Source organism: Kitasatospora sp. NPDC042419 (assembly GCF_056437345.1).
Genome location: NZ_JBWKAW010000063.1, coordinates 1 through 17,999 on the forward strand (window position 1 = coordinate 1; position 17,999 = coordinate 17,999).

Here is a 17,999-nt window from a genome sequence, read left to right on the forward strand (position 1 = left end):
CGGGCCGGCCCCCGCCGGGCCGGGCCCCCCCCCCGCCCGCGCGGCGCCGGGCGCCGGGCCCCCCCCCCGCGCGGCACCGGGGGGGGCCGCCGGCCGGGGCCGGCGCCACGGCCGAGCTCGTCCGCGGGCTGCGCGCGGCCGGCACGGTGCTGGAGTGCGACGCGCTGCTGGCCGCCGGGCCCGTGGACTGGACCGCGCTCGGCGCCGCCCACCGGCACGAACCCTTCGGGCGCAGGCAGCAGCGGGCACTGATCGCGCGTCGGGACTGCCCGGACGAGGTGACGGCGGCGCTGCTCAGCCCCTGGGACCCGGCGGTCGCCAACCGCCTGGTGGTCCGGCGGCAGGAGCTGCCCGGGTGGATGTGGCGGCCGGGGCTGCCCCGGATCGGCGAGTTGCGGCCCGCGCTGCTGCGCCACGTGCTGAGCGAGGCGACCGCGGCCGAGGTGCTGTACGGGACGCCTCGGCTGGACGTGCTGGTCCGGGCCGTCGACGGGTACGACCACAACGGGAGCCGCTGGACCACGGCCTTCTGGGCGGCGGTAGGCACGTCGCTGCGCGCGGAGCTCGGCACCGACGAGCGCGCCTGGTACGCCGCCGCGGCGCGGCTGCCCGGGTACCGCGGCAGCCTGCGCCGGCTGCTGCGGTCACTCGACACACCGACGGCCGGAGCGGCGCGGGACGCGGGAGCGACACAGGGGGTCGGAGCGGAGCAGGAGGCGGCGGTCGGAACGGCCGCGGCGGAGGAGCTGCCCGATCTGCGGATCCTCGCGCAGGCGCCGCCCGAGGTCCTGGCCGGCATCGTGGCGCGGCTCGGCGACGCCGAGCTGGAGCGGATGGCCGAGTACCCGCTCGGCCGGCTCCAGGGCCACCGCGTGATCGGGGCGACGGCCCTGGACCGGTTCCGGGAGGCGGGCGTCCCGCCGCGGGTGCCGTTCGCCCGCTGGGCCTACAGCACCGGCTCGGGCGCCGAGACCTGCTCCTGGCTGTACGGTCTGGACTCGCGGCTGGACCGGTACCTGGAGGGCCGAGCCTCCTACGACTCCGGGCTGCGGCGGCTGCTGGCGGCCCGGAGCACGCCACCCCTCCCGCCCGCCACCGCCGACCTGGCGGACGGCCCCACCGCCGACCGCGCCGGGGGCCTCGCGGCCGAGCTGCGGCGGTGCACCGGGCCGGTCGAGGCGGAGGTGGTGCTCAACGCCGCCTGCGGCACGGCCGGGAGCCCCGACTGGCCCGCGTTGGTCCGGGCCCAGAGCGCCGCGCCGCTGCCGGAGCCGGTGCTGGTCGTCCTCGCCGACCGCGCCGGGTTCCCGGACGCCCTGGCCCGCGCGCTCCCGCGTGAACGGCTGGCCGCCCTGGCCGACCGGGGGCCGGCCACCGCCCTGGTCGCGCTGGCGACGGTGCCCCGGCCGGCCGACACGAGCCGGGTGAGCCGGGTGATCGACGCTGTCCGCCGGACCGGTGTGCTCGACGACCGGGCGGTACTGGCCGCCGCCCGGCCCGCCTACGAGGTCCTGCGCGACGGACGCGGGCTCTCCCCGCAGGCGCCCGGCCGGGACGCCTGGCTCGCGCTCCTCGCCGAGACGGTCGGACGGGCCGCGCTCGATGCCGGACCCGGGTTCTGGCGGGCACTGGCCGAGCGGCTCCCCGCGTTCGACGGCCCGTTGCCGGCGCTGCTGGCCGACCTGACCGGGACCGCCGCCGACCCCGGCAGTCCCCGCTAGCCGGCCGACCCCGCCGCTCCACCATCACGCCCGCCCCCGCCGTTCTCACTGCTCCACCATCACGCCCGGCCCGCCCGGCCGTTCGCGGGCTCCGGGTAATTCGCTGGCCCGCGCCGGGGCGGCACCGCCACGCTGGGCGGCATGGCAGAACCCGCGTACCGGATCCGCGCCGTCCACACGGCCTCCACCGTCACCGTCTACCAGGCGTACCCGCCGGAGATCGGCCTCCCGGCGGCCCGTGACGGCCGCTTCCCCGCCGAGTGGAAGCGCGACCGGATGACGTGGATCAAGCCCTCGTTCCTCTGGATGATGTACCGCTCGGGGTGGGGGACGAAGGAGGGCCAGGAGACCGTCCTCGCCGTCGAGATCAGCCGCGCGGGCTTCGAGTGGGCGCTGGAGCACGCCTGCCCGGCCCACTACGAACGCGGGCTGCACCCGGACCGGGCCGCCTGGAAGAGCCTGCTGCGGCGTGCTCCGGCCCGGGTCCAGTGGGATCCCGAACGCGACCTGCACCTGCGGCCGCTGCCGCACCGTTCGCTCCAGCTCGGTCTCGCCGGGATCGCCGCCCACCGCTACGCGGAGGAGTGGACGGTGGGAGTCACCGACGTGACCGCGCTCGCGCACCGGATCCGGCAGCGCGTTCGTGACGGCGATCAGGACGGCGCCCGGCGGCTCCTGCCCTCCGAGCGCCCCTACCCCTCCCCAGACGGGATGCTGGCCCACCTGCACCGCTGACCCTGGCCGGCCCGGGTCCGGACCCAGGAACCACGCGTCGAAGTCCGCCGGTTCGTATCGAAGCCGCCGGCGAAGCGGCCGGCGACCGGCGTACCGCACCGGCCGATCGTCTGACCACCGGTCACCGCTCCGGACGGTCCAGCGGACAGCCGTTCGACCGGGGCACCCTGACCGGGATTCAGGCACCCTCGAAAAGCCCCCGGTCGGGACACTCCACCCCCGCGCGCGGTCCGCCTCGGCGTGGCGGCGACCCGGCGGCATACGATCGGCGGATGTCGCAACGCAACGCATCCCCGTCCTCGACCGCCTCGCTGGCGCTCTGGTCCAAGGACTCCGTGCTGTCCGTCGGCTCGGCGGGCTCGGTCCTGTCGATCGGCTCGGTCGGGTCCGTCCTGTCGGTGGGCTCGGTCGGCAGTGTGCTGTCGGTCGGCTCCGCCGGCTCGGCGCTCTCCGCGCTCTCGGCCGGCTCGTGGCTCAGCCTCGGTTCACTGCTGTCCGCCAACTCCCGCTGGTCGGTGCTGTCCTGGCGGTCCCGGAACGGGCTGATGGCGGCCGGTGTGGTGGCGGTCGCGGCCGGGGCGGCCCTGGCCGGCAGCACCCGGCCGCGTCGGCGCTCCCGCTGACCGGGCCCGCCGGACAGGGAGTGAGGTCGTCATGATCCGTGGGCTCGTCCGCAACCCCGCGGCCTGGTACGTGGCCGTCCTGACCGCCATGTGGCCGACCCTGGAGCTGCTGCCGCCCGACCGGGTGCTGGGGCTGCGGGAGTGGGCGTCGACCAACCTCGCCAACCTGCACCCGTGGCCCGAGGGCCACCCGGTGGAGGCGCTGGTGGTGTCGGTCTTCGTGCCGCAGGACAGCGCGTGGGTGTGGCCGGTGTTCGCGCTGTCCCTGTTCGCGGTGGTCTCGGCGCTCGGCGCCCGCCGTGCGGTGGCGGCGCTGGCGCTCGCGCACGTCGGCGCGACCGTCCTGACGGAGGCGCTGGTCTGGTGGCGCATCGAGCACGGCTCGCTGCCGGCCGCCGAGGCGCACACGCTGGACACCGGTCCGTCCTACGTCGTGGTCGCGGCGATGGCGGTGGCCGTCTGCCGGGCCCGCCCGCTGTGGTGGCGGGCGGTCTGGCTGGTGATGCTCGCCATCGCCGCCCCCGCCCTGCTCAGCGGTCTCGGTGAGGGCGCGGTGTCCGCAGTCGGCCACGTGCTCGCGTTCACCGCCGGCCTCCTGATCGCGGGCGTGCACCGGTTCCGCCCGCGGACGGCAGCCCGCCGCACCCCGGAACCGGCCACCCCGACCCCCGTCCGGCCCTGACCGCCCGGCTGTCCTAGCGACAGCCGGGCGCCGTTCGAGCTGCTCGGGCGGGCCGGTGGCCGGGCCGCTGCCGTTGCGGGCCGGCCCTGCGGGGCGCAGCATCCTGACCATGACGACCGAGGAAGACCGGATCAGGTCACTGGTGCAGGACTGGGCCTCGGCGGTCCACCGGGGCGACCTCGCCGGCGTCCTCGCGGACCACGCCCGGGACATCGTGATGTTCGACGTGCCGCCGCCGTACGAGGGCGTGCGGGGCATCGACGCGTACCGCGACACCTGGCCGCCGTTCTTCGAGTGGCAGGCCCAGGGGGCCGCGTTCGAGATCGAGTCGCTCGACGTCACCGCAGGCGCCGAGGTGGCCTTCGCCCACGCCCTGCTGCGCTGCGGCACCCCGGCGGACCTCGCCGAACGGCCCGCCCGACGCCTGCGGCTCACCCTGGGGCTGCGCAAGGAGGACGGCCGCTGGGTGGTCGCGCACGAGCACCACTCGTTCCCGGACACCACCGGAGCGGAGTAGCTCCCCTCTCCGGCTACCCGCCACCGGGCACCCTCGGCGCGCGGTGCGCGTTCAGCCCGTGATCAGCGGTTCGTAGGGCGTCCCCTCCGGCGTGAAGACCAGGACGAAGTCGCTCCCCGCGCCGGTGGCGACCTCGCGCAGGCGGGCCAGCGCCTCGCCCTCGCCGGGAAGGTCGAGGCCGAGGGCCTCGGCCGCGCGGGCCCGCCGGTCCGCCAGGTCGGGCATGTCGGCCAGGTACTCGGCCGCCGACTCGGCGCTCTCCTCCGCGGTGAAGGTGCGGCAGTCGCGCCACCAGGGAGCGACCAGGAGGAGCTTCAGCAGCTCCGGCAGGCCGATCGCGACCAGCGCCGCGCCGCCCTCGGAGTCGGCGTACAGGACCGGACGTTCCTCACCGCCGGCCCCGCAGAAGAAGTACGTGCCCCCGGCCCCGTCGCCCGCGAATCCCTCCAGCGCCGCGCCCGACGCGAGGTGGACCTCCTCGACGTGGTCCCCCCGGTCGAGGTCGAAGTCACCCGGCCAGGCGAGGAAGCGGGCGGTCTCGTCGTGTCGGCGGACGGCGGCGATCAGCGAGTGCATGCGCCGCACCCTAGCGACCGGGAACGACACCGACGTCGACGGGTACCCGCGGCCGGTCGCGGCGGCGCCCAACTGGTCTGTCCCGATGGAGGATCGGGACGTTCCCCTGACGGTCGGAGGGCTCGTCCGCAGGCGCGGTGACCGCCCCGCACGCCGGGTCCGGCCCGCATCGCACCGGACCAGCCGGCACCACCCCGAACCGCCCCGCACCGCCCCGCACCGCCCCGCCCCTGACCGGCGCCGGCGCCGGAGCCGGAGCCGTGTCCGGATGTGACAGGGAACCGTCATTGCCGCCATGCCCCGCAGCGGGCCAGGATGGGTGCATGCCCACTCCGCACCGTGTCGTCATCGCGGTCTTCCCCGACGTCGACCTCCTCGACGTCACCGGCCCGGCCGAGGTCTTCGCGCTGGCCAACCGGGAGACGGCGGGCCGCGCCGGCTACCAGGTCCGCCTCGCCGGGCCCGCGGTCGGCGAGGTCCGCACGTCCGCGGGGGTGCGGCTGCTCACCGACGTGGCCTTCGAGGACGTCGGCGGGCAGGTGGACACCCTGCTGGTGCCGGGCGCGGTCGACATGACCGCCGGCGGTCCGCGGGCCCGGATCGACGACGCGGTCGTGGCGTGGGTGAAGGAGACCGCCCCGCACGCCCGGCGGGTGGCGTCGGTCTGTGTGGGCGCGCACCTGCTGGCGGCGGCCGGCCTGCTGGACGGGAAGACCGCGACCACCCACTGGTCGACCGCCGACCAGCTCGCGGCCGACCACCCCGGCGTCACGGTCGACCCGGACCCGATCTTCGTCCGCACCGACCGCGGCCGCCTGTGGACCGGGGCCGGCATCAGCGCCTGCCTGGACCTCTCGCTGGCCCTGGTCGCCGAGGACCTGGGCGAGCAGGCCGCCCTGGCGGTGGCCCGGCAGTTGGTGGTGTACCTCAAGCGGCAGGGCGGGCAGAGCCAGTTCTCCGTCCCGCTCAGCCGCCCGGCCGCCGGACGCCGGGACATCGACGAGCTGCGCCTGTGGATCGCCGACCATCTCGACGAGGAGCTGTCCGCTCGGGCGCTGGCCGCCCGGATGTGCCTCAGCGAGCGGCACTTCGCCCGCGTCTTCAAGCAGGAGACCGGCACCACACCGGGCGTCTACATCGAATCGGCGCGCGTCGAGGCGGCCCGGCGCCTGCTGGAGACCACCGACGATCCGCTCGACCGGGTGGCGGCCGCGGCCGGGCTCGGTTCGGCCGAGACCCTGCACCGGGCGTTCAGGCGGCAGCTCGCCACCACCCCGGCGGCCTATCGCCGCCGCTTCCGCACCCAGGCCGGCTGACCCCCCGGATCCGACCGCCGCACCCTCCCGCCCCGGCCGGGACGAGAGGGGACGAGGCGGGACGGGGCCAGACGGGACAGGACCAGGCCGGACGAGGCGGGACGACCGGCTCCGCCACACCTCCCTCCGCCGTGCCGTCTTCCGGCCTGCCCGGATTCCTCGCGCGCCCCGCGCCCCGCGCCCCGCACCTCCGCGCACCCCCGCACCTCCCGCCCGCCCCTCCCGGGGCGGCGCGTCCGTCCCACCCGACGAAAGGCCCCACGATGACCACCACCACGACCCCGTCCACGACCCTGCGCGACGTCATCGGCCTGGACAACCGGCCGCCCCGGCTGGCCGAGGCAGTCCTGATCATGATCGACTTCCAGAACACCTACCGCACGGGCGTCATGGCGCTGGACGGCGCCGAGGAGGCCCTCACCGCCGCGGCCCGCCTGCTGGAGCGTGCCCGCGCCGCCGGCACGCCGGTCGTCCACGTCGTCAACGACGGCGGCGAGGGCACGCCCTACGACATCCGCGCAGAGATCGGCTCCATCAGCGCCGAGGTGGCACCGGTCGACGGCGAGCCGGTCGTGGTCAAGCAGTTCCCCGACGCCTTCCACGCCACCGAACTGACGCAGACCCTGGTCGGCCTCGGCTTCGGCCCGGACAGCGGCAAGGACCTCGTCCTGGCCGGGTTCATGACGCACATGTGCGTCACCTTCACCGCCCAGGGCGCCTTCAAGCTCGGTTACCGGCCCACCGTCGTCGCCGGGGCCACCGCCACCCGGGCGCTCGCCGGTCCGGACGGCACCGTGCTGCCCGCCGCGGCCCTCCAGTCGGCCGCGCTGACCACCGTCACCGACCTGTTCGGGCTCACCGTCGCCGGCGTCGACGACCTCCCCGCCTGACCCGGTCCCGGCCTGACCCGACCCGGCCCGTCCCCGTCCCCGGCCTGACCTGAGCCGGGGACGGGCCGGGGACGGGGCCGGGCACGAGCGCGGCACCGCACTGCGGGCGCGCCTCGGAGAAATCGACTCCCCGCCGAAAAAAAATCCGCCGGAGTTGAACCGCTCCGCGACCGGATCCGTGTTGGGGGTGCAAGCGTCACAGCGACGCTCTCAGCGCCAACCTACCTACCAACAGGGGGAGTTCGCCATGCCCAAGTTCACCGGTCGCCGTCGTCTGCTCGCCGCCGCCGGCCTCGCCGCCGTCGTGCTCACCGCCACCGCCTGCGGGCCCGGCGAGGACACCTCCACCGGTGCCGCCGCGCCGGCGCCCGGCGCCGCCGCCGCGTCCTCCCCCGCCCCCGCGGCCCCCGGAACCCCGGCCGCCACCGCCACCGCCCCGGCCTCCTCCGCCGCCCCGGCCACCCAGTCCGCACGCATCGTGGCGGTCGACTCGGCCACGCTGGGCCCGATCGTCACGGACGCCACCGGACGCACCCTGTACCGGTTCGACAAGGACACCGCCAAGCCCTCCACCACCACCTGTGTCGACGCCTGCGCCGCGAAGTGGCCGCCCGCCACCGCGCAGGACAAGGTCGAGGTCACCGGCGTCCCCTCGGCCCTGGTCGGCAGCGTGACCCGGCCCGACGGGAGCAAGCAGCTGACCCTGAACGGCTGGCCGCTGTACCGCTTCGCCGGGGACACCGCTCCGGGCCAGGTCAACGGCCAGGGCGTCGGCGGCACCTGGTTCGCGAGCACGCCCGAGGGCAAGAAGGCCGCGGCCGCGACCGGACAGGGCTCCGCCCCGGCCGCGGGCGCGACCACCCCCTCGTCGGGCTCCTCGAACGGCTACTGACCCTCCCCCGCCGGGGCAGGGCGGCCGCGCGGAGCCGCCTTGCCTCCGCAGCAGCCCGCCGTGGAGACTGTCGCGGTGCACCTGGGCCGCCGTCACCACCTGCCGGGGGGCGCCGCACTTCCGGTCGGCGTCCTGCTCTGCCTCGTCCTGGGGCTGTCGCTGCTGGCGGTGCGCCTGTGGCCGGCGGCCCCGCGGCCGAGCGACTTCGTCGGGATCGGCGCCGTCGCCGTCGCCGCTCCCCCACCGGAGGCGGCCGGCCCGGACGCCTCCACCGGCTCGTTCACCCAGGACTGCGGCCGCAACCAGGAGGGGCACCGCAACACCGACAACGTGGTGATCTCACCGGGCGTCGTCGGCGGGGCGCACCACACCCACGACTACGTCGGCAACCTGTCCACGGACGCCCTGTCCACGGACGAGAGCCTCGCCGCGGCCGGGACCAGCTGCACGGGCGGCGACCGTTCGAGCTACTACTGGCCCGTGCTGCGCCGGACGGACCGCCCCGACGGTGCGCAGCACGGCGCACAGCACGGCGCCCGGCCCGGCACGCAGCACGGCTCACCATCCCGCCCACAGCCCGACGCCCGCGCCGCCGGTGCGGCGGACGACGGCCACGGCAACACCGGCGAGATCCTCGTCCCCGAGACGGTGTCCGTCGAGTTCCGCGGCAACGCGTGGAGCAAGGTGGTGCCGATGCCGCGCTTCCTGCGCCTGCTGGAGGGGAGCCCGACCGCCGCCACCGACGGCGGCGCGGACGCCCGGGCGCAGTGGGGCTGCACCGGCTTCCCCGGCCGGACGACCGACCGCTATCCGCTCTGCCCGGCCGGCAGCCTGCTCACCCGGACCCTCGACTTCCCCAGCTGCTGGGACGGGCGCCGCACGGACAGCCCCGGCCACCGGGCCCACGCGGTGTTCCCGTCCGCGTCCGGCGTCTGCCCGCGCAGCACCTTCCCGATCCCGCACCTGCGGGTGACCATCGGGTACCGGCCTCCGCCGGGCAGGGACTTCGCACTGGACGCCTTCCCGGAGCAGCGCCACAGTCCGCGCACCGACCACGGGGTGTTCATCGGCCTCATGGACGACGACCGGATGGCAGCCGTCGTGGCCTGCCTGAACCGGAACCGCACCTGTCGGGAATCCGGTTGAACCGGACGGCCGCGCCGTACGTGCTGTTCGTGGCACCCGACGACGGAGGAATGGGCGGATGGCGAGGACACGACCCGGTGCGCGGCACGACGCGGCCGACGAGGCACTGATCCGAACGCTCTACGAGCAACACGGCGGCGCGCTGCTCGCGTACGCCGTCCGGCTCACCGGCGACCGGGCGGCGGCCGAGGACGTGGTCCAGGAGACCCTGATCCGTGCCTGGCGCAACCCCGAGGCCCTGACCGAGGCCCGGGGTTCGGTGCGGGGCTGGCTGCTGACGGTGGAGCGCAATCTGATCACCGACCGGTTCCGGGCCAGGGCCGCGCGCCCGGCCGAGGTCGCCGAGGTGTCGGAGGAGATGGCGACCGTGCCGGTGGAACGCGACCACGCGGACGGCGTGGTGGAGACGCTGGTGATGACGGAGGCGCTGGAGCAGTTGTCGCCCGAGCACCGGGAGGTGCTGCGGTCGATCTACTTCCAGCGACTGTCGGTGGCCGAGGCGGCGGAGCAGTTGGGCGTGCCGCCGGGGACGGTCAAGTCCCGGGCGCACTACGCGCTCCGGGCGCTGAAGCGGTCGTACGCCGGCGGGGCCGGGACGTTGAAGGAGGTGACGGCATGAGCACGGAGCAGCACGAGCAGAGCGCGGGGCTCGTCGGCGCCTATGTCCTGGGCGCGTTGGAGCCGGCGGACGTGGAGTCGGTCGAGCAGCACCTGTCCGGCTGTGCGTCCTGCCGCCGGGAGGTGGCCGAATTGCGGGAGCTGGAACGCGTCCTGGGCGAGGTGCCGCCCGAGCTGCTGGTGGACGGGCCGCCCGAGGGCGGCGACCTGCTGTTGCAGCGGACGCTGCGGCGGGCCCGCGCGGAGCGGGGCTCGGAGGTGCGCCGGCGCCGGGCCTGGGTCGGGGTGGCGGCGGTGGCCGCGGCCGCGGCGGTGCTGGCCGCGGGGGTCGTCCTGGGCCGGAACACGATCTCCGCCGAGCCGGTGGCGACCGGTCCCGCTCCGTCCTCGGCCGGGGTGACGCCTCCTCCGGCGGGCACGCGGACGGCCTCGGTGACGGAGCGGTCCACCGGTGCCCGGATGACGCTGGCGGTGACCCCGGCGGCGGGCTGGGTGCGGGTGAGTGCGGCGGTCTCCGGGATCCCGGCCGGTCAGCGCTGCCGTCTGGTGGTCACCGGCAAGGACGGGAGGACGGTGGACGCGGGCAGCTGGCTGGTCTCGGCGGCCGGCGCCGAGGCCGGGACCACGCTCGACGGGTCGGCGCTGGTCGCGCCGGAGGACGTCGCGTCGGTGTCGGTCGTGAACGAGTCCGGTCGGACGTTCGTGACGGTTCCGCTGTAGCGGCCGTGAGTGGCCGGTGGCCGGGTGGCCGCTCCCCGCTCGGGGGGGGGCGGCCACCCGGCCACCGGCCACCCAGTCGCGGGGTGGAGCGGCGTCCCCAGCCCGCCGCTTCATCGCGTTCATGTCAGATTTTCGGCCAAGGTTACCCCTCCACTCCACGGTCACACCACGTCCACAGGACCTCCGCGTAGGGTGAGGCCGTTCCACCGCCCGGTTTCCCCGACCAACGGGGCGCGTTTCCGCGTGCCCGTCGACAGGACTGGAGTGAATTGACCATGCATGACCGTCAATTGTGGAAGCACCCGGCAGCCTCGATCGTCCGCGGGATCCTCCGCGCGGTCGTCCGCCGAGGGGTCGGCGCCACCGTGGGCGCCCTCGCGCTGATCGCGGCCTTCGTCCTCGCGGGCACCACGGCCGGGACGTCGGACGCGGCCGCGGCCCCGTCGTCGTCGACCGCCTCCGGCCGGTGGGCCTGCTCCGGCGCACCCATCACGGCCGGATGGGTCGTCACCGCCTGGGACCGCAACGGGTGCAGCGGCTCCGGCTCCTGGTACCAGCAGCCGGCCACGGACGGCATCTGGACCTGCTCGGGCTCGCCGGTCGTGACCGGGTACGTCATCACCGACCACACGCAGAGCGGCTGCAACGGCATCGGGAACTGGCGCCACAACCTCGTCCGCGACGGGATCTGGACCTGCGGCGGCTCCCCCGTCGTCACGGGCTACGTGATCACCGACCTCATCCGCAGCGGCTGCGCGGGCGTCGGCGCCTGGCGCCACAACCTCGCCCGCGACGGCATCTGGACCTGCGGCGGCTCCCCCGTCGTCGCCGGGTACGTCAGCACGGACTACATCGCGAGCGGCTGCAGCGGAGCCGGCTCCTGGCGCCACAACATCGCGCGGGCGGGCCTGTGGACCTGTCCCGGCTCGCCCATCCCGCCCGGCTTCCGCTCCACGACCTACCAGGCGAGCGGGTGCGGCGGCCTCGGCGCCTGGGTCCTCGCGAGGGCCTGACCCCGCCGCACAGCCCGCCGCACAGCCCGGAGGCACCGCACCCGCTGCGGTGCCTCCGGCACGTCCGCACGGACTCGCACCCGACCCCGACCCCGACCCCGACCACTCCCGGCCCCACGGACCCAGCCCGGCCCCGGCACCCGCGACTTGACGATCAAGCAGACGGTGCTGCGATAGTGAGCGCGTGCGTGTCGGCCTCCTCGGATCCCTGGTGCTGGACACCGGCGCCGGCCCGGCGCCGGTCGGCGGTCCGCGACTGCGGGCGCTGCTCGCCCGGCTGGCGCTGGACGCCGGACGCGCCGTCCGGCCGGAGCTCCTGGCCGAGGCACTGTGGGGCGGGGCGCCGCCCACCGACCAGGCGAACGCGCTGCAGTCCCTGGTGTCCCGGTTGCGCCGCGTCCTGGGCGGCCCCGCACTGCTCACCTCCGGGCCCGCCGGGTACCGGCTGGCCGTCGAGGCCGACGCGGTGGACGCCGTCCGGTTCGAGCGGCTGGCCCGGGCCGGCGGGCGGCTGCTGGCCCAGGACCGGCCCGCCGAGGCCGCCGCGACGCTGCGGGAGGCCCTGGGGCTGTGGCGCGGCCCGGCGCTCGCGGACGTCCGCGAGGCACCGTTCGCCGACGCCGAGGCCGAGCGGCTCGGACGGGCCTGGCTGGTCGCCACGGAGGACAGGATCGAGGCCGAACTCGCGCTGGGCGGCCCCGGCCCCGACCTGGTCGCCGAACTGGAGTCGCTGACCACGGAGCACCCGCTGCACGAACGGCTGCAGGCCCAGCTGCTCCGCGCCCTCGCCGCCGGCGGCCGGAGCGCCGAGGCACTGGCCGCCTACCAGCGGCTGCGCGACCGGCTGGCCGAGACCTTCGGCAGCGACCCCGGGCCACAGCTCCAGGCGGCCCACCTCGCCGTCCTGCGCGGCGAGACACCCCGGCACCCGCCCCAGCGGCCGGGCCGACCGCCGCACCCGCACCCGCACCCGCACCCGCACCCGCAGCGAGGGCACCGACCGCGGGTGCACGGCAACCTGGACGCCCCGGTGACCAGCTTCGTCGGGCGCCGGGAGGACGTCCGCCGGGTGGTCGGCCTGCTGGACCGGGCGCGACTGGTCACCCTGGTCGGCCCCGGCGGCTCCGGCAAGACCAGACTGGCCGGCACCGCCGGCCACCGGCTCACGCCCGCCGCCGGGGTGTGGTTCGTCGCCCTGGCCCCCGTCGGTCCGGAGGGCGTGGCCCGGGCGGCGCTCGACGCCCTGCGGGTGCGCGACGCCGACGCACCCGAACGCCCACCGACCCCCGAACGCCCGCCGGCCCCGGGCCTCCCGTCCGATCCCTCCGCGGGCACCGGCCCCGGTACGCCCGGGGAGGTCCTGAACCGCCTGGTCGAGGCGGTGGCGGACGACGACCTCGTCCTGGTCCTCGACAACTGCGAGCACGTGATCGAGACGGCCGCGACACTGGCCGGGGCCCTGCTCGCCCGGTGCCCCCGGCTGCGGATCCTGGCCACCAGCCGCGAACCGCTGCGGATCGACGGCGAGACCCTGCACCCGGTGCTCCCGCTGGAGCTGCCCGGACCGGGTGCGACGGCCGCGCAGGCCCGGGCCTGCGCGGCGGTCCGGCTGTTCCACGACCGGGCCGCCGCGGTGCGTCCCGGCTTCACCGCGGACGACGACCTGCCGGCGGTCGTCGAGATCTGCCGCCGCCTGGACGGCCTGCCGCTGGCGATCGAACTGGCAGCGGCAAGGCTGCGGACCCTGCCGATCGAGGTCGTCACGGCCCGCCTGGACGACAGGTTCCGGCTGCTCACCGGGGGCAGCCGCACCGCGCTGCCCCGGCACCGGACCCTGCGCGCCGTGGTGGCCTGGAGCTGGGACCTGCTGGCCGACGGCGAGCGGACGCTCCTGGAACGGCTGGCGGTGGTGCCCGGCAGCTTCACCGAGGACGCGGCGCGGGCGGTCGGAGACCTCGGCCCCCACCCGGGCGGCCTCCTCGAAGTTGACGCCCACACCGGCGAACTCCCGGACGACGTTCAGGAGTTGCTGTCCGCACTGGCCGACAGGTCACTCCTCCACCCGATCTGGTCAGCCGACACCGGGGAGCTGCGCTACCGGATGCCGGAGACCATCAGGGAGTACGGCCTGGAGCAGCTCGCCCGGCGGGCGGAGACCGAGGCCGTCCGCACGCGGTACAGCGGCTTCCTCCTCGACCTGGCCGAGCGCGCGGAGCCCCGGCTGCGAACCCGTGACCAACTGCGCTGGCTGGCAAGGCTGTCGGCCGAGCGGGACAACCTGTTCGCGGCGGTCCACTGGGCGGCCGGGGCGGGGGACGCCGGCACGGCCGTCCGGTTCGGCGCGGCACTGTGCTGGTTCTGGACCATGCGGGGCAACCCACCGGAGTCGCTGGACCTGCTCGGCCGGGTGCTGGAGGTCCCCGGGCCGGCCGATCCGGTGGCCAGGGCACTGGTGGTCGTGACGCACACGCTCGGCACCGAGGCCGTCGGCCCGCCGCAGGAGGCGGAGGCCGCCGTCCACCGGCTGGTGTGTGCGACCGAGGGCATCGACCCCGCCGTCCACCCGCTGCTGGAGATGGCCAGGCTGGCGGTCGCAGCCGCCCGACCGGCCCCGCCCCCCAGCGCTCCCGCCTCCCCCGACACGTCCGACATACCCGTCTCTCCCCACGCGCCCACCTCCCCCGACGGGCCGGACAGCCCGGGCGAGCGGCGACAGGACCCGTGGAGCCGGTCGTTCGGGCTGACGGTCCGGGGCCTGCTGGCCCTGCGCACCGGGGACCTCGCCGGCGCGGCGGACCTGCTCGCCCGCGCGCTCACCGGTTTCGAGGAGCTCGGGGAGCGGTGGGGCGCGGCGACCACGCTGAGCACCCTGGGGTCGATCCGGCAGCGGTCCGGCGACCCGGCCGGCGCGCTGGCCCTGCACGAGGCGGCGACCCGGTACTTCCAGGATCTCGACATCCGGGAGTACTCGATCGAGAACGACGTGCAGACCGCGCTGACGATCGCCCAGGCCGGGGACGTGGAAGGCGGACGGCAACGACTGGACGGCCTGCTCGACGAGGTGACGCGGGCCGGGGCGTCGGAGTCGTGGACGCAGGTCCGGCTGGGCCTGGCCCGCCTGGAGTGGCAGGCCGGACGGCCGGGGCCGGCCCGCGCACACGCACAGGCCGCGCTGGCCGGGGCGCCCGGCGGCCGGACGGCCCCGTCGCACCTCACCGCCCTGCTGCTGGCGGTCCTCGCCCAGGTGGACACGGCGGAGGGCCTCCCGGAGGACGCGGCCCGCCGGCTCGACCACCCGGCGGTGCACCTGATGTTGGCCGGGGACACCCCGGTGGCGGCCGGCATCGTGGCCGCGGTCGCGGGGATCGAGCTCGGCCGGGGCCGGCCGGAGCGCGCGGCGCGGCTGCTCGGGGCCGCCGCCGCGCTGCGGGGGCCGGACGATCCCGGCGACGCCGTCGTCCGCGGGGTCGAACGGCGGGCCGCGGCGGCGCTAGGGGCCGGGTTCGCGGCGGCCCGCGCCGCGGGTGCGGCGCTGCCGCGGACGGAGGCCAGGGGCCTCGCGTCGGCGGTCATCGCCGCACCCGGAGCCCGACCGGGCCCACCGCCGGATCAGCCCGGTCGGCCAGGTCGGCCGCGTCAGCCCGGCCGACCCGCCTGAGCCACACCGGCGACGGGCGGCACCGCCCCCGCCGGAACCGCAGCCGCACCCTTACCGGCACCGGCACCCGCCGACGGAGCCGGAACCGGAGCCGGTGCCGGAACCGGCTTGCCGAACATCGTGCAGAGCACCGCGTTCCGAAGCGCCCGGTCGGCCTCGACGAGCCCCTGGTCGGCCCCGAACTCGAACAGGAACTCCGTCGGAACGAGCACCGTGGCGGTGCGCCCGCCGGTGCTGTCGGTGTAGTTGGCGCTGCTGTACCCGGTGATTCCCCCGCCGTGCGCCCAGACGGTGCCGCACGGGGTGGCCCCCGTCTCGATGCCCAGCCCGTAGCCGGGCCCGTCCGGGTCCTCCGCGTCCATCGGGACGGTGCTGCGCAACTGCTCCAGCTGCGCGGCCGGCAGCAGCCTGCCGGACATCAGCGCCCGGTAGAAGCGGGACCAGTCCTCGGCGGTGGACACCACCGCCCCGGCCGTCCCGCCCCAGCTGGGGCTGTTGCCGGAGACGTCCACATGGCCGTCACGGCGCTGCCCGGCGACCACCCGGAAGTCGACGGGCACGCCCGGCGGCATGTGGGCGGCGTCCGGCTCGTAGCCGCGGGCGTACCGGCCGCGCCAGGCGGAGTCCGTGGCCAGGTAGGTGTGCCGCAGGCCCAGCGGGCGGGCGATCCGGTCACGGATCAGGTCGGCCGGGCTCTGCCCGGTGGCCGCTTCGAGGACGGCACCGACCGCCGCGTAGTTCGTGTTGCTGTACGACCACTGCGCGCCGGGGGCGAACAGCGGCTCGTGCCGCACCGCCACCGCGAGCTGCTCCGCGGGGGTCCACCGCCGCCGGTCGTCGCCGAGGATCGAGGCCAGGACGGCACCGTCCTCGGTGTAGTCGAACAGGCCGCTGGTGTGGTTGAGCAGCATCCGCAGGGTGATCGCCCCGCCGTTCGGGACCCGGCCCGGCAGCCACCTCTCCACCGGGTCGGTCAGGGCGAGCCTGCCCTCGGCGACCAGTTGCAGCACGACGGTGGCCATCATGGTCTTGGTGTTGGAGCCCATCCGGAACTCGTCGCCCGCCCTGAGGCGGTGGTTCCGCTCGGCCCACGGGGCCTGCTCGACGATCTCGACGGGCAGGCCGCGGCCGTCGTCCACCCGCACGATCACCCCGGGGGCCCCGGCCTCCACCACCTTCCGGGCCAGCTCCGCCAACCGGGCCCGCTGCGCCTCGGCGCCTTCCCGAGCCACGGCCGGGGCGGACCGCGCGGCCGGTCCCGCCGGGGCGGACTGTGCGGCCGGTCCCGCCGGGGCGGGGACTGCGACCGCGGGCGCGGCCAGCCCGACGGCCAGACCCGACGCCGTCACCACCGCCGGCACCACCCGCCGCCAGCGTGACCACACCGCGCGACCCGACGTAGAAGCAAATTGGGACATTGAACCGTTCCTCCGCACTCTGGCCGATCCGGACGACCACAGCCTCCGCGCACCCGCTGGCAGACCGCGCACAACACGCTGTCAGCCGGCGGGCCCACCGCTCGCCGGCCGGTGCGGTCGCGGTCAGCCCGCGGTGGCGCCCGGCAGCCGGGTCGTTCTCGTGACCCTGGGTGGCCGTCGCGGCGGCCTCCGTCGAATCCCGGTCGACTCCCGGTCGACGCCCCCGCCACGGACCCCGGCGCGCGGGCGGCCCGCCGAGGCGGAGCGCCGTCACGTCCTCGGAAGCACCGGCGAGAGCCCGGGGTCACGTCCGCCGCCGCGTCAACTCCCGTTTCCCCGAGGGCCGCAGGAGTCACCGCCGCCCGCCGCACGCGCCGCGCCCGCCCACCCGACGGACCCGGGCGCCCAGGGTGACGCCGCGGTCACCGTCCGGCCGCGCCGCCGGCCCCCGGCTCCGCACGTCTGGCATGTCGCGCCCCGGAGAGGTTCACTGGTAGTGAGCAGGGCAGGAGACGGAGGCCCGGCGATGGACTGTCCCCACCCATTCGGGTTCCATGCGGAGGTCCGCGAGCACTACGCCGCCGCCGGAGCGGAGGTGGCCAGGCTGGTGCGCGCCGTTCCCGAGGACCGCTGGACGGCGCCGACCCCCTGCCGCGCCTGGGACGTGCGCACACTGGTGAACCACCTTGCCGCGCAGCACCTCTGGGTCTGCCAGGCCGTGGCGGGCTACACCCCCGAGCAGATCGGCCACCGCTTCGAGGGCGACGTCCTGGGCCGCAACCCCCTCGGCGTGTGGACGATGGCCGTGGACAGCGCGGTGCGCGCGCTCAACGGACCGGGCGCCCCCGACCTCCTGGTCCACCTGTCCTACGGGGTGCGCGATGTCGGCGGCTACGCGCGGGAGCTGACCGCCGAGACCGTCGTCCACGGCTGGGACCTCGCCCGGGCGCTGGGCGAGACCGGCCGGATGCCCCAGGACTCCGCCCGGTACGCACTCGCGGAGTTCCGGGGCTACCGCGACCTGGCCCGTACCGGCCGCTTCGACCCGCCCCGCACCGCGCCACCGGGCGCCGACTCCCAGGACCTGCTGCTGGCCCTCACCGGCCGCGACCCGCAGTGGTCCCCCGGCTCCCCCGACCGACTCTGAGCGGACACCCCCCTACCGAACACCGGGCGCGGATCCGCGCGCGGGCGCGGGTGCGGAGCCGGGCGCGGGCGGCAGAGCCGCGTTCATGAGGCCGATCCCCGGGACCACCGGTCCCGGGGATCGGCCTCTTCCTCTCCGAGGGGTCGGCCTCTTCCGCGACCGGGCCGACGGCGTGCTTGCGGGCCCGCAAGGCGGCCCCGATCGTCACCGGGCTCCATGATCGCGACACGCAGGGTGAGGGCTGTGGTGCGGGCCACCCGGAGCCGGGTCGCCCACCACCCTCTCCACCACCCCCGGCAGAGGGACCGTCACCCACCGTCGACGATG

At 76.5% G+C, this 17,999-nt stretch carries 16 protein-coding genes; 14 read left to right on the plus strand and 2 right to left on the minus strand.

Features of this window, described 5'->3' with window-relative positions:
• The first annotated feature begins 146 nt into the window (after positions 1–146).
• The 5 genes from AC067J_RS42995 to AC067J_RS43015 all read left to right on the plus strand — a co-directional run bounded on the left by AC067J_RS42995 (position 147) and on the right by AC067J_RS43015 (position 4,278).
• Positions 147–1,721, plus strand: coding sequence for a hypothetical protein (locus tag AC067J_RS42995; RefSeq protein ID WP_478308311.1), 1,575 nt, complete (start codon positions 147–149; stop codon positions 1,719–1,721).
• Positions 1,722–1,862: 141 nt separating this feature from the next.
• Positions 1,863–2,456: a DUF4291 domain-containing protein gene (locus AC067J_RS43000; protein WP_478308312.1), complete on the plus strand. Its 594-nt coding sequence runs from the start codon at positions 1,863–1,865 to the stop codon at positions 2,454–2,456.
• A gap of 272 nt (positions 2,457–2,728) precedes the next feature.
• Positions 2,729–3,079 (plus strand): hypothetical protein, encoded by a 351-nt coding sequence (locus AC067J_RS43005; protein ID WP_478308313.1) that lies wholly within the window; start codon positions 2,729–2,731, stop codon positions 3,077–3,079.
• Positions 3,080–3,110: 31 nt separating this feature from the next.
• Positions 3,111–3,761 (plus strand): rhomboid-like protein, encoded by a 651-nt coding sequence (locus AC067J_RS43010; protein WP_478308314.1) that lies wholly within the window; start codon positions 3,111–3,113, stop codon positions 3,759–3,761.
• A 109-nt stretch (positions 3,762–3,870) separates the two neighbouring features.
• Entirely contained in the window at positions 3,871–4,278 is a 408-nt protein-coding gene (locus tag AC067J_RS43015) for an SgcJ/EcaC family oxidoreductase (RefSeq protein ID WP_478308316.1), read from the plus strand.
• Positions 4,279–4,329: 51 nt separating this feature from the next.
• Here the strand turns inward: AC067J_RS43015 and AC067J_RS43020 are convergent, their stop codons facing one another.
• The gene (locus AC067J_RS43020) at positions 4,330–4,854 is read right to left on the minus strand and encodes a hypothetical protein (RefSeq protein ID WP_478308318.1); all 525 of its coding nucleotides are present in this window, start codon (positions 4,852–4,854) and stop codon (positions 4,330–4,332) included.
• A 323-nt stretch (positions 4,855–5,177) separates the two neighbouring features.
• Here AC067J_RS43020 and AC067J_RS43025 point away from each other — a divergent pair, with 323 nt between their 5' ends.
• The 8 genes from AC067J_RS43025 (at position 5,178) to AC067J_RS43060 (ending at position 15,107) form a co-directional block, all read left to right on the plus strand.
• Positions 5,178–6,170, plus strand: a complete 993-nt coding sequence (locus AC067J_RS43025; RefSeq protein WP_478308319.1) for a GlxA family transcriptional regulator — start codon at positions 5,178–5,180, stop codon at positions 6,168–6,170.
• Between the two features lie 263 nt (positions 6,171–6,433).
• Positions 6,434–7,060 carry a cysteine hydrolase family protein gene (locus AC067J_RS43030; RefSeq protein ID WP_478308320.1) on the plus strand — a complete coding sequence of 209 codons (627 nt, stop codon included), beginning with the start codon at positions 6,434–6,436 and terminating at the stop codon, positions 7,058–7,060.
• 247 nt (positions 7,061–7,307) lie between these two features.
• The gene (locus tag AC067J_RS43035; RefSeq protein WP_478308321.1) at positions 7,308–7,952 is read left to right on the plus strand and encodes a hypothetical protein; all 645 of its coding nucleotides are present in this window, start codon (positions 7,308–7,310) and stop codon (positions 7,950–7,952) included.
• A gap of 60 nt (positions 7,953–8,012) precedes the next feature.
• Positions 8,013–9,098 carry a DUF1996 domain-containing protein gene (locus tag AC067J_RS43040; RefSeq protein ID WP_478308322.1) on the plus strand — a complete coding sequence of 362 codons (1,086 nt, stop codon included), beginning with the start codon at positions 8,013–8,015 and terminating at the stop codon, positions 9,096–9,098.
• A 58-nt stretch (positions 9,099–9,156) separates the two neighbouring features.
• Complete coding sequence (locus tag AC067J_RS43045) at positions 9,157–9,717, plus strand: sigma-70 family RNA polymerase sigma factor (RefSeq protein ID WP_478308323.1); 561 nt, start codon at positions 9,157–9,159, stop codon at positions 9,715–9,717.
• Positions 9,714–10,436, plus strand: coding sequence for an anti-sigma factor family protein (locus AC067J_RS43050; RefSeq protein WP_478308324.1), 723 nt, complete (start codon positions 9,714–9,716; stop codon positions 10,434–10,436). Before AC067J_RS43045 ends, AC067J_RS43050 begins: the two co-directional genes overlap by 4 nt.
• Positions 10,437–10,711: 275 nt before the next feature.
• A complete protein-coding gene (locus tag AC067J_RS43055; RefSeq protein WP_478308325.1) occupies positions 10,712–11,449 on the plus strand; it encodes a hypothetical protein in 738 nt (245 codons plus the stop codon).
• 184 nt (positions 11,450–11,633) lie between these two features.
• Positions 11,634–15,107 (plus strand): AfsR/SARP family transcriptional regulator, encoded by a 3,474-nt coding sequence (locus AC067J_RS43060; RefSeq protein WP_478308326.1) that lies wholly within the window; start codon positions 11,634–11,636, stop codon positions 15,105–15,107.
• Here the strand turns inward: AC067J_RS43060 and AC067J_RS43065 are convergent.
• Entirely contained in the window at positions 15,086–16,339 is a 1,254-nt protein-coding gene (locus tag AC067J_RS43065; protein ID WP_478308327.1) for a serine hydrolase domain-containing protein, read from the minus strand. The two genes, AC067J_RS43060 and AC067J_RS43065, sit on opposite strands and share 22 nt — an antisense overlap.
• A gap of 712 nt (positions 16,340–17,051) precedes the next feature.
• On the opposite strand from AC067J_RS43065, the gene AC067J_RS43070 reads away from it, so the two are divergent.
• Positions 17,052–17,672: a TIGR03086 family metal-binding protein gene (locus AC067J_RS43070; protein ID WP_478308329.1), complete on the plus strand. Its 621-nt coding sequence runs from the start codon at positions 17,052–17,054 to the stop codon at positions 17,670–17,672.
• Positions 17,673–17,999 lie beyond the last annotated feature (327 nt).

Coding starts and splice junctions, on each gene's coding strand:
- AC067J_RS43050 (WP_478308324.1), top strand. CDS start 9,714: ATGAGCACGGAGCAGCACGAGCAGAGCGCGGGGCTCGTCGGCGCCTAT.
- AC067J_RS43015 (WP_478308316.1), top strand. CDS start 3,871: ATGACGACCGAGGAAGACCGGATCAGGTCACTGGTGCAGGACTGGGCC.
- AC067J_RS43005 (WP_478308313.1), top strand. CDS start 2,729: ATGTCGCAACGCAACGCATCCCCGTCCTCGACCGCCTCGCTGGCGCTC.
- AC067J_RS43025 (WP_478308319.1), top strand. CDS start 5,178: ATGCCCACTCCGCACCGTGTCGTCATCGCGGTCTTCCCCGACGTCGAC.
- AC067J_RS43000 (WP_478308312.1), top strand. CDS start 1,863: ATGGCAGAACCCGCGTACCGGATCCGCGCCGTCCACACGGCCTCCACC.
- AC067J_RS43030 (WP_478308320.1), top strand. CDS start 6,434: ATGACCACCACCACGACCCCGTCCACGACCCTGCGCGACGTCATCGGC.
- AC067J_RS43035 (WP_478308321.1), top strand. CDS start 7,308: ATGCCCAAGTTCACCGGTCGCCGTCGTCTGCTCGCCGCCGCCGGCCTC.
- AC067J_RS43055 (WP_478308325.1), top strand. CDS start 10,712: ATGCATGACCGTCAATTGTGGAAGCACCCGGCAGCCTCGATCGTCCGC.
- AC067J_RS43010 (WP_478308314.1), top strand. CDS start 3,111: ATGATCCGTGGGCTCGTCCGCAACCCCGCGGCCTGGTACGTGGCCGTC.
- AC067J_RS43020 (WP_478308318.1), bottom strand. CDS start 4,854: ATGCACTCGCTGATCGCCGCCGTCCGCCGACACGACGAGACCGCCCGC.
- AC067J_RS43070 (WP_478308329.1), top strand. CDS start 17,052: ATGGACTGTCCCCACCCATTCGGGTTCCATGCGGAGGTCCGCGAGCAC.
- AC067J_RS43045 (WP_478308323.1), top strand. CDS start 9,157: ATGGCGAGGACACGACCCGGTGCGCGGCACGACGCGGCCGACGAGGCA.